At 66.6% G+C, this 11,386-nt stretch carries 9 protein-coding genes and 1 pseudogene; 3 read left to right on the top strand and 7 right to left on the bottom strand.

The window, feature by feature from the left end; translation table 11 throughout:
- The 6 genes and pseudogenes from A5744_RS24830 to A5744_RS23315 all read right to left on the bottom strand — a co-directional run.
- Positions 1-1,571 (bottom strand): annotated as a pseudogene (locus A5744_RS24830) (hypothetical protein); the annotation flags it as partial.
- On the bottom strand, positions 1,568-2,872 hold the full coding sequence (locus A5744_RS23335) for an alpha/beta hydrolase-fold protein (RefSeq protein WP_076064737.1): 1,305 nt from the start codon (positions 2,870-2,872) through the stop codon (positions 1,568-1,570). The gene A5744_RS23335 and the pseudogene A5744_RS24830, both read right to left, overlap by 4 nt.
- Positions 2,873-2,955: 83 nt before the next feature.
- The gene (locus tag A5744_RS23330) at positions 2,956-3,864 is read right to left on the bottom strand and encodes a DUF4436 domain-containing protein (RefSeq protein WP_076064736.1); all 909 of its coding nucleotides are present in this window, start codon (positions 3,862-3,864) and stop codon (positions 2,956-2,958) included.
- A gap of 112 nt (positions 3,865-3,976) precedes the next feature.
- Complete coding sequence (locus tag A5744_RS23325) at positions 3,977-4,303, bottom strand: STAS domain-containing protein (protein WP_076064735.1); 327 nt, start codon at positions 4,301-4,303, stop codon at positions 3,977-3,979.
- Entirely contained in the window at positions 4,303-6,768 is a 2,466-nt protein-coding gene (locus A5744_RS23320) for a SpoIIE family protein phosphatase (RefSeq protein ID WP_083679381.1), read from the bottom strand. The genes A5744_RS23325 and A5744_RS23320 overlap by 1 nt, the downstream gene beginning before the upstream one ends.
- A 154-nt stretch (positions 6,769-6,922) precedes the next feature.
- Positions 6,923-7,819, bottom strand: a complete 897-nt coding sequence (locus A5744_RS23315; RefSeq protein ID WP_076064733.1) for a TPM domain-containing protein — start codon at positions 7,817-7,819, stop codon at positions 6,923-6,925.
- Positions 7,820-7,905: 86 nt separating this feature from the next.
- On the opposite strand from A5744_RS23315, the gene A5744_RS23310 reads away from it, so the two are divergent.
- Positions 7,906-8,889, top strand: coding sequence for a glycoside hydrolase family 6 protein (locus tag A5744_RS23310; RefSeq protein ID WP_076064732.1), 984 nt, complete (start codon positions 7,906-7,908; stop codon positions 8,887-8,889).
- A 54-nt stretch (positions 8,890-8,943) separates the two neighbouring features.
- Complete coding sequence (locus A5744_RS23305) at positions 8,944-9,432, top strand: glutathione peroxidase (RefSeq protein ID WP_076064731.1); 489 nt, start codon at positions 8,944-8,946, stop codon at positions 9,430-9,432.
- Positions 9,433-9,441: 9 nt separating this feature from the next.
- Here A5744_RS23305 and A5744_RS23300 read toward each other — a convergent pair whose 3' ends face one another.
- Entirely contained in the window at positions 9,442-9,861 is a 420-nt protein-coding gene (locus A5744_RS23300; protein ID WP_240563164.1) for a DUF732 domain-containing protein, read from the bottom strand.
- On the opposite strand from A5744_RS23300, the gene A5744_RS24500 reads away from it, so the two are divergent.
- A complete protein-coding gene (locus A5744_RS24500; RefSeq protein WP_139331472.1) occupies positions 9,854-11,362 on the top strand; it encodes a hypothetical protein in 1,509 nt (502 codons plus the stop codon). The genes A5744_RS23300 and A5744_RS24500 overlap by 8 nt on opposite strands.
- The last annotated feature ends 24 nt before the right edge of the window (positions 11,363-11,386 follow it).

Genomic DNA, 11,386 nt, shown 5'->3' with positions numbered 1-11,386 from the left:
CCCCCCCCCCCCCCCCCCCCCCCCCCCCCCCCCCCCCCCCCCCCCCCCCCCCCCCCCCCCCCCCCCCCCCCCCCCCAGAACTCCCATGCCAGGAGCGCAAGCCCGCTGTTGGGCAAGAACTTTGCGCTGTGCGCCAATTCGTAGGCCGGCGGCAGATAGCGGGTGGGCAAGTCGGAGACCAGCTGGGCGAGTCCTGGCGGGGGGTCGAATTCCTTGCGCTCCCAATAGGAAATCAGCAGGTACCCGCCGGCGGTGAGCACAGCGGTGGCCGCGAGGCCCAGCCCCAGCCGCAGATAGGTGGCGCGTGGTGCGGTCACGGTGAACAACCGCCGGGTGAACAGCAACAGCGCGATCATCAGGCAGGGAACGACAATCGGCGCGACGAGAATCAACGTGTCGTGAGCGAACGAGTACGTGTCGTCGGCGTCGTGCACGAAAGATCCCGCGTCCTCCGCGTCGTGCGTCCATAGCACGGCGAACCAGGCGCTGCCCGCGACGAGTGCCGCGTTGAGCAGCAGCGCCAACCACCAAGCGAAGCGGCGCCCGCGGCGCAGACCGACTGCCGCCGCCAGCAGCAGCAGCGCCGGCCCCACCGAGGTGATCGCCGAGCCCACACCGGTCCCGAGGGTCTGCGAGACCGCCAGCCGGCACGCTTCACTGAGCCCGGGGTCCACGCACAGCTGTCGCATGCGTTCGCTGTCCTCGGCGGGCGAGGCGAACAGCGACTGCAAGATCCGCAGCGGGCCGTAGCCGGGGTAGGCGAGCCAGGCGCCGGTGGAGCCGAGCAGGGTCAGAAGGGGCCCGAAGGCCGTGGCGGCGACCACTGTGGCAACCAGCACCCTGGACTCCGAGCGCGAGGGGGGCGAGACGGCGGCACGCGCTTCCGAGCGGTACAACAGCCAGCCCAACAGCAGTCCTACGACCGCGCCAAAAACTCGCAGGACATCGAGCAGAGTGCCCGAGTACAGCGCGAACACCACCACGCCGCTGAACATCAACAACCGCAATCGGCGGCGCCACAACGCCGACAGCTTGAATGTCATCACCACGCCGAGGCAAACCAGCGCCGGCGTGGTGCCGACCGCGACCTCCTTGTCGAGGTTGGTCAACCACGAGTCACCGGTGCGCGAAAGCAGCGCGACGGCGCCGACACCGAGCAGGCTGCTCAGCACCTGGCCGGTCACGAGGAACAGAGCGGTCCGGCGAGGTCCGAGCAACCGTTCGCCGGGAACGCCGACGGCCAGCGTGAACAGCGTGGCGACCACATAGGCGGCCAGCGACACGTTCCACAGCCCGGCGGTGAACGGGGTCCACCAGAAGCCGTGCTCTAGCTGGGATGTGCCGATGGCCACTTTCGATACGAGGCCGTGGGGCATGCCCGGCGAGTTTTCGGTGTTGTTCGACCACACCGACCAGGCGTGGGTGATCGCGCCGAGCATCCACAGCGCGACAACCAGCCCGACGGTGACCGGCGACTGCCGCAGCAGCGCGAGCGCCCAGCGCGCGTTGTGCCGCACGACGGCGTGCTTGTCGAGCACCGTAGTCGATTTATCGAGCACAGCAGCGGTCATTGGGTCAGCCCCGCGTGCGTCGCCAGCCACGGAATCGCGGCTTCGAATGAGGCCCGGAAGACGGCGAAGGTGTGCCCCCCGGGAAATTCCTGCCACTGCACCTTCATGCCCGCCTGGCGGCAGGCATCGTAGATCTCATGCTGCTGAGGGTTGTAGACCCGATCATCGGAGCCCACCGTGATCAGCGCGTTGGTGTCGGGATACTGCCGCTTGGCCATGATGTCCTTCGGTGTGACGTTGTTGTAGGCGGCCTCGTCGCCGTTGAACAACTTGGCGACGATTTCGGCGTGGCTGGTCAGGATCGGCTCGCGCTGGCCGGACATGTCCACGAAGTTCGGAAAGGTCTCGGGGGCGTGCAGGGCCACCAGCAGCGAACAGGTGCCGCCCGACGACAGGCCGCCGATGGCCCACTGGCGATGGTCACGGCTCACTTGCAGGTTCGTCGAGACCCAGCGCGGAAGGTCCTCGGCCAAGTAAGTCTGCGGCGTGCCCCAGGACGAGTCCACACAGCTGGGGTTGTTCTCCGCGACACCCTGCTGGTCGGCCATTACGACTACCGGCGCCAGGCCCTTGTGCTGCGAGGCGAACTGGCCGAGCGCGTCGTCGACGTGCACCTTGTCGATCCAGTCGCGCGGCGCTCCCGGGTCGCCGGGAAGCAGTACGAGCACGGGCAGTTCGGGCCGTGGCGTGGCCAGGTAAGCCGGGGGCAGGTAGATCAGCGCCTCACGCGGGTTGAACCGGCCCGAAGCCGGAATCGATGCCTTCACCACCTTGCCGTCCGTGGGCATGTTCGATGGGGGCTGCCACAGGTTTTCGAGCGTGCTGCCGGTCGAGGCGAGCACCGCGCTGGGCTGCCTCGAGGTGATCGAGGATAGGTCGCCGACGGGGTGCAGCAGCGGGTTGACCAGCTTGCGTGCGGTGGTGAACGCCGCGTAGTGGATATTGGCCTGCGCGACGATCACGAGCACCGACCACAGCACGCCCAGCACCATCAGAGCGCGTACCGGCCAGCCGGAACGACGCATCCTGGCGGCCGACAGGCACAACACCAGGGCGGCGAACCCGCCCCACGCGAAAAGCGTCCACGGGATGATGTCGGGGTAGGGATGCCAGCGGTAGTTCACCGTGAAATAGGCGGCCACCGCGACCGCTACCGCTATCGCCACGCACAGCGGCACCGCCCGCAGCCACCACTGGCGCCCGCGCCGCCACAGCAACGCCGCCAGCAGACCGACCACCGACACGACGATCAGCGCCTGCGCCGGGAAGTCGATCAGGGACCAGTCCAAGGGTGACTTCATACGCCTCCGTTTGGCTCCGCAGTAGTTCTCACCCAGGCGCCTACCGCGCAGTTGACTTGCCCGCCGCGCAATGTAGTCGAGCCTCAGCCCGCTGGTGCCGGAACTGGATCCGCGGGCGGCGCAGCGACTTCCGGCCGGGCGACAACATCCGACTTCAGGTGCCGCCACCAGCTGACGATGTAGAGCACCATCGCAAGCACCAGCGCGACAATCACCCATAGCACGACGGTGACATCGATCCACGCCCCGAATGGCGGCGAGCCGGGCAGCGCGTTTCGCAGCGGCACGACCGCGAAGAGCATCGCCGCGTACCACGTCGTCATCGGCGGCTGAAACTTCCGGCGGTCGCGAAACGTTTGGATCGCGACGACAAGGGCCAGTGCGGCGATGGCGATGAGCACGCCGCAAATGACGATGGCGAACAACGCGGTGCTCGCCGCGCGCCGTACGGTCATCCGGTACGTCAGTTGACCATTGATTTTGCTGGCGGAGACCTTCAAGCCAGGCAGATGGTCGACGAAGCGCACCGGAATGAGCATGGGCGGCTTGGTCGTATCGCCGCCGGGAAACAGCTGGACCTCGATCGGCCCGGAGCTGTAGTTGTCGAACGGCCACCGCTCGACGTGCCCGGCGAGGGTCAGCGGGACCGGAAAGACCCCTGGCAACATGCCCTTCGAGTATTCGTGTCGACTGGGCGCGGCGGAGGATCTGACCCTGAGTACGAGGTCGTCCTTGAGGCGCAGCGTCAGCGGATCCAACAGCTCGGATCCGGGTGCGACGGCGAGGTTGGCCGTAGCCGCGCTGTAGTTCGACTGCATTTCCTCCACGGTCAGTGTCGCCATACTTTGGGTGGCCGGCTCCGTGTTGTCACTGAGGATTCCGGCCGCGGTTCCTTCGACCGTGTCCTCGTAGAGACCGATCAGCGCGGCGTAGGTGACAGCAATGATCACGATGGAACCCAACACGCCGAGCCTTACAACTATCGATCGCATGCATTCGCCCCTGTTCGATGCCCTTATCGAGTCGACTCCTGCAGAATGCCCAATGAGGGAATGTAATTGATCGACGGGATACCCGCGCCCAGTTTCGACGGCGCGCGATGCGTCAGTTTTCTGATGCCGGCGGAGCGGATTCGATCGGGACCAGTTCGGCGAGGCCACTGATCGTCAGGACGGGCATAAGGACCGGATGAGCGATCAGGCGGATGTGGTCGGCCCGGGCGAATAAGGCGTTGACTGCGGCGCTGTCCAAGTATTCGACGGCGGTGAGGTCGACGGTGAGAGTTCCGCCGCCGTCCGCGGCCTCGGTGATGGCGAGACCGAGGGCTTGGTCGAATGTGTCGATGTTGCTCAGGTCGATTTCTCCGGCCGCGCTCAGCACGAGTTTCCCGTCGTCGTCGCGCGCGGTGTCGAGGGTAAGCGAGGCGGGCATCAGGTGATCCTCGTGGATAGGTGAACTGTGGTTCCGTCGTTGTCGAGGTTGATCGTGACATCGTGCATCAGCCCTCGCATGAGGGTGATACCCCGGCCGCGATGGGGGTTAGCGGCCGGTTGTGGGGGCTTCCACGAGCCGGTGTCGGCGATGGTCACCAGCAATTGGTCGACAAGCGCGATCGCGGCCACGCTGATCGTGCCGTCTGGATCGTCGCGATGACCGTGCTCGATGGCGTTGGCGACCGCTTCTCCGGCGGCAATGAGCACGTTCAGGGCTTGATCCGGGCCTATCCGCGCCCGGGATAGCCAGGTGCGCAAGGCTTTCCGGGATGGAGCGAGGTTGCCGGCTTGGGCGGGAAACTTCAACTCCAGCGGGGCGGGTTGGCGATACAGCAAAAGGGCAACGTCGTCCTGATAGCCGCCGCTTGGCGCGAGACCAGACATGATCTCGTTCGCCAAGTCCTCCAAAGGCGAGCCGCGGCCCTCCTCGAGGAAGCTGGCGGCGCGGGCGATGCCTTCGTCGAGGGGAACACGGCGACGTTCGACCAGCCCGTCGGTGTAGAGCAACAGGGTCGCGCGCGCCGGTACGGTCACATGGGCTTCGGGGCGGGGCCGGTCGGGTCGCACTCCCAATGCGATGGTGTGGCCATCATCGAGCATCCGTTTGGTGCCGTCGGCGTGGACCATGACCGGCGGCGGATGCCCGGCAGTGGAGTACACCAATTCACCGGTGTCGGGGTTGAGCACCGCGCAGACGGCGGTCGTGGATTTGGCGCCGGGAAGCCGGGCGGCGAACCGATCCAGCCCAGCCAGGGCGGCGGCAGGGCTGGGGTTTTCGAACAGCAGCGCGCGGCAAGCGCTGCGCACCTGTCCCATTACGGTCGCCGCGCCGAGGCCGTGGCCGACACAGTCACCGACAATCAACGCGATGCGGCCGTCCTCGAGGTCGAAGACGTCGTACCAGTCACCGCCGACTTGCAGGGGTCGGGTCGCGGCCTGATAGCGCACGGCGAACCCGCGCGGCAGATCGGCGGGGCCGAGAATTGCGTGTTGCAGCGCAAGCGCGGTTTCACGCTGCTGGTCAACTTGGTGCACCCGCTGCAGGCCCTGGCTCAGGCGGCCGGCCAGGACGGTGAGCAAGGTCTGGTCCTCGAGGGTGAACGGCCGTTCCTCCGCCAGCTCGATCCACACGACGAGCACGCCCTCGGGATGCTGCAGCGCGATGGCCGCCTCACCGGGCTGCGTCGTGTGGGGGGTGAGTAGGTCGCCGTCCCGCATCGAGCTGAGCATCTCTCTTGTGTCCGACGGCAGATCCACCCACTGCGCGGGTGCGCCGACCGAGACCAAATCCATTGCACCGGAATCGATTTCCGCTGCGGACATATGGGCGGGGAAGGTGACAGCCACGACCCGGCGCGCCCGCCACAGGCGGCGCAGTTCCTCGGCGGCGGCGTGCACCGCGTCAGTGACGTTGCCCGCTTGGGCGAGCTCCTGGTTGAGCGCATGTTCTCGACCTGCCGCGAGCGCCAATGCAAGGGCGGCGTGTCGGGCGAAGTCACTGACCAGCTCGAGGTAGTCGTTGCCGAAGGGCGGCTGGTGTGGGTGGCGGGCGACCGCGATCACTCCGAGCACAGCACCGTCCGCGATCAGCGGGATGACGATCGCCGAACGCTCACCGACATCGGTGAATCCCTCAATCGGATATTGGAAGGAGTCGGTGATCAGCGGTAGGCCACTGCGCGCGACACCGCCTGTGGTGGAGCCCTCCATCGGAACCTGCTGACCGATGACCTCCGCGGAGTACCGGCCCGCGGTGGCGGCCACGACAAGGGTGTCGACGTCTTCGGCGGCCAGATCGGGCTCCCGCGGAACCAGCAGAATGGCCTGTTCGGCGCCCGCCAATTCGAGCGCCAGGTTGACGATGAGTTGCAACGGCCCCGTCTGCGGGTCGCCGGACAGCAGCGCGGTCGTGATCTCGCGGCTGGCCGTCGTCCATTTCGCCGACTCGCGCTCGCGCTCGAAGAGTCGAGCGTTGTCGATGGCCGCCGCCGCCGCGGTGGCCAGCGCGCGGACGGCTGCCTCCTGCGCGTCGGAGAACACGTGGTCGGGCCGGCCGTCGGCCAGATAAAGGGTCCCAAAGTCAGTGTCCCGCACGGTGATCGGGATTCCGAGGAATGCCCGCAGCGGTGCGCCGGCTGTGTGCAGCCCGGCGCCCTGCGGATGAGCGCTCAGATCGTCGACCCGTAGGCCCTCGCCTACCTGCAGACCGCCGAGCCGCCGCGCGGTGTCCTCATCGATTCCCGCGCGGACGAAGGAGACCGGTACACCGTCGGGAGCGCGTATCCCTAGCGCTCCATACCGGGCGCCCGTTAGTTCCATCGCCGCACTGACGATTCGCTGCAACGTCACGTTCAGGTCCAGATCGGAACCGATCTCGACGATGGCGCGCACCAGTCGCTCCATCTGGTCGAGCGCTGCGGCCAGCTCGTCGACTCGGCTCACCGCCGCGCGCCTGCCCTGGCAGGCGAATACGGACTCCGCCGGTCGCTGTTCACGAAGACAATTTATCGGTCAGATGAGCGCTAGTCAGTCGAATGAGCAACCATTGCGGTCGGGGTCAACGCGTGGAAGTGGTGCCTCGCCGTCGTGGCGTGCGGTGCGCTGCCTGCACGTCGGCGTTGGCCAGCGTCTGCGCCTCAGCGGCCAGCGTCGATGCGCGGTTGGCATAGGCAATTGCCTCGGAGTCTGCTTCTTTGCCATGCGCCGCGGCCAAATACCGCTTCGCATCTTCGCAGCGGGCCTTCGCCTCGGCGCCGATGCTGTCGCGATGCCGGGCGATGTAGTCGGAGATTTGGCGCAGCCTGGCGTCCGCGGTGGACAAGGCCTGCCGCTGACCGCTGCTTTCAATGGGCGCATCGCGGGAGTCGACGTGGCGGGCCCGTCGGCGGTGGCGGCGGTAGAGCAGGAGAAGCATCACGATGACGACGACGAGCACGATCACGGCCACGCCGATCGCGATCAGCGGCCAGATCCGGTGTGACGAGCTCGCCGATTTGTTCAGCCCGTCAGCCGCGGCGACCGCAGCACCGCTCCAGTCTTTGGCGTTCACTTTTGGTTCAATTTGGTTGCTGCGCAGGCTGTTTAACTCGTCCGTCGTGAGGCCCAGCACCGTCGGCGGCACGCTAAGCCAGTATGATTTGGTGTTCGTCGCCACAGCCAGCAGGGCGTCGTGGTCGCCCATCCCACTGGCGGTCCGGGTTTTGTCGGCCCAGTTCTCGGGTTTGAATCTGGAGAAGTTGTCGACGTAAGCCACCCACAGTTGGATGTGCTTGTCGCGGTAGAGCCGGTCGATTGCCGAGCTGACCGCCGCCCGGCTGGAATCCGTCAACGCCCCCGTGTTGTCGGTGACGTGATCGGTGAGCTTGGACGGCGGTTGGGCTTCCGCGGGGATTGCGAATAGCAGCCCCGCGGTGAGGATCATCAGGACTACACCGAACAGGCGGACAAGGCGCATACGGGTAATCTAGCCCGCTGCCGGCCGCTGCCCGGCGGTTACACCTGCCGTCGCCGACTGGCGCTCAATGCACTACTTTTCCTGGGGTGATGTTCTCAGCTGCTGGTGCAGTCGCGCGGTGGGTCACCGTCTTGCTGGCGGTCGCGGCCGTTGGTTTTCTCGGGGTCGGTCCCGCGCCGGCGGTGCGCCTGGCCGACGACGCCAACCCGTTGGCCGGGATGCCCTTCTACGTCAATCCAGGCTCGGCGGCCATGCGTGCCGCACAGCATGCCGATCCGCCGAGTCCCGAGTTGACCGCCATCGCCAACACGCCGCAGGCGTACTGGATCGTGCCGGGTCCTTCCGCGGGGACGGTCGGCAAGTACACCAGCGACGCGGCGGCTGCCGGCGCGATACCGGTGCTGGCGATCTATGGAATCCCGCACCGCGATTGTGGCAGCTTCGCGGCGGGCGGCATGGCGACGGCCGACGACTACCGCGGGTGGATCGACGGCATCGCATCCGGCGTCGGTGGTACGCGGACGGCCATCATCCTCGAACCCGATGCGCTCGCGATGGCCGACTGCCTGTCGGCCGACCAGCGCCAGGAACGCTACGACTTGATTCGCTACGCCGTCGACACGCTGACGCGCAGTCCGGCGACGGCCGTGTACGTCGACGGTGGTCACTTGCGCTGGCACAGCGCCGAGGACATGGCCGCGAGGCTCAACAAGGTCGACGTTTCCCGCGCACGCGGTTTCAGCCTCAACACCGCGAACTTCTACACCACCGGGGACGAAATCGGTTACGGGGAAGCGATTTCGGGGCTTACGAATGGTTCGCACTACGTGATCGATACGTCGCGCAACGGTGCCGGGCCGGCGCCCGACTCCGGGCTCAACTGGTGCAACCCCAGCGGCCGAGGGCTGGGCACTCCGCCTACCACCGCTACCGCGGGCGCGCACGCTGACGCCTACTTGTGGATCAAGCGTCCCGGTGAATCCGACGGGTCATGCGACAAGGGTGATCCGCCGGCCGGCACCTTCGTGAGTCAGTACGCCATCGATATGGCCCACAACGCGGGCCAGTAGCGGGGTCCGCGGCTAGGGTGCTCACACCCTGCGAGGAGTGTTAGCGTCGTCGGCGTGACCCTCAAAGACATCGCCCTGACCACTCTCGACGGCAAGCCGGCCACGCTAGCCGAATTGTCCACCGGCGCAACGCTAATCGTGAACGTAGCCTCCAAATGCGGACTCACTCCGCAGTACGCGGCATTGGAGAAGCTGGCCAAGGATTATCGCGACCGTGGCTTGACGGTTGTCGGGGTGCCGTGCAACCAGTTCATGGGCCAGGAACCCGGCACAGCCGACGAGATCCAGGAGTTTTGCTCGACCACCTACGGGGTGACGTTCCCGTTGCTGGAGAAGACGGACGTCAACGGCGACGACCGCCACCCGCTCTACGCCGAGCTGACCAACGCAGTCGATTCCGATGGCAAAGCAGGCGACATTCAGTGGAACTTCGAGAAGTTTCTGGTCGCGCCCGACGGTGAGGTGGTCAATCGGTTTCGGCCGCGGACCGAACCGGACGCGCCCGAAGTCATCAGCGCCATCGAGGCCGTGCTGCCCCGATAGACGGCGTGGCTAGGGCGTTAGGGTGCTCCGAGGGACGCTGCTCGGAGCGCTGCTAGGCTCACCGCTCGGCGCGCTGCCAGCCGCACTCACGGGGGCACTGCTGGGCGCACTCACGGGGGCACTGCTCGGGGCAGTGCTGGGCACACTGCTCGGGGCGCTGGCAGGGACATCAGTGGTCGAGATCGCGCCCGGGCAGTACGCGTTGGCGGCGATCGCCGCGAACTTGGTGGCTTTGTCGGGGTTTAGCGCGGCGTTCTTGGTTGCGAGCGTCTTGACGACAGACGACACGTCCGTGCCCCCGTTTACCTTGTCGCACACCCATTTGCCCGCACCTACCGCCGCATCCGGGTCGGAATAGCTGATTCCCGCCGCCTTCAGTGAGGCGATGAATGCGTCGTCGGTGCTATCAGCGTGCGCGGGGATGGCCATGCCGATGATGGCGGCAAAGCTCGTCAGGGTCAGCAGTAATTTCATGGCTGTACTGATCGTCGCAGATGGGAGGTCAGACCGCATCTCGTGTGCCTATCCCGTCAGTCTCGGCGAGCTGCTCAACGCCGTACAACAGGCGCCCACCGATGTGCCGTCGTATTATCCGCGCATGGTGCAAGACGCCAGGCCGCCCGGCGACCAGCGCGATTTCTTCCTGCAGCCCGGCGGGTCGGCGCCCGAGGGACGAAACAGCGCGGCAGCGTACTCGGCGACCGCGAGTTCGGGCTGGGGAGCTCTGGGGCGCAGGCGCCGCCGGATCGTGGTCGACACGGCAGCGGTGGCCGCCTTCGCCGTCATGCTCGGCGTCCTCGTCTACAACATCGGCGCCCCCGACCAGAAGACCTCCGCGCCCGCGACCGGCACCCCTGCACCAGCGGCTGCCCCAGCCGCTGCGGGTCCCGTACTCGACGGGACCTATCGCGTGGACTACGACCTTGCAAAGCAAACGCAGAACGGTGCGCAAACCCAGCCCGGTTGGGCCTTTCTGTCAACTTCTGCGTGGGCCTTTCGTTCGATGTGCACACCCACGGGATGCGTAGCCACCGGGGCGCAGTCAGACGACAACAACCATCAAGGGGCGCGCACGCCGGCATCTCCTCACGTTCTCCATTTCGTCGACGGTCACTGGCAAGCCGCGCCTGTTCAAGGCCAAATCCAGCAACCGCGGTGCCTCGGAGCAAACGAAAAAGTCGTAGCAGGTGCAGAAACCGAAGCGTTTACGTGGTCATTGGATCCACAGCCCGACGGCACGCTCCGAGGCGTTGCGTCCGAAACCGTTCTCACCAATGAATGCGCGGGCCAAGGAACGTTGGTCCAGACGCCCTTTGTGTTGACACGCACAGGCGATGTGCCCCCGGGCGTCGCCGTGGCCGACCCAGCGACAGTCACCGGGGCCCCGGCGACCAGCACCCCTGCCCCAGCCGCTACGGGTCCGGCGCTCGACGGGACCTATCGCGTGGACTACGACTGGTCAAAGCAAACGGCCAACGACCACCCAACAACCGGCGATCCCACCACCGCCCAGACCACTAACTGGTGGGCGTTCCGTTCGTTGTGCACAGCCGCGGGATGCGTGGCCACAGGATCCCGGCTCGACGACACCAACCACAACGACGCCAAAGGTGTTGCGCACGTACTCCACTTCGCCGACGGTCACTGGCAGGACACGCCCTATCTTCATCCACCAGTACAGTGCCGCGGAGCAACCGGCACAGCCGCTGACACCTCGACCCTCAGTTGGTCATTGGACCCACAACCCGACGGCACGCTCCGCGGCGTTGCGACCGAAACCGTCCTCACCAATGAATGCGGCAACCAGGGAACGGTGTACCGAACACCCGTCGTCGCGACCCGGACGGGCGATGTGCCGCCTAGCGTCGCCGTGGCCGACCCAACGATGTTTGAGGCCCCGCCTTCACCGGCCACTAACGGCCCTCACTAAGAAGCGCCGTTCACTGAACCCTCT

This window comes from Mycobacterium sp. IS-1264 (genome assembly GCF_001954195.1).
Lineage (GTDB): Bacteria > Actinomycetota > Actinomycetes > Mycobacteriales > Mycobacteriaceae > Mycobacterium.
The sequence above is the reverse complement of the archived record's forward strand: the minus strand, read 5'-3'. Positions and strand labels throughout refer to the sequence as shown.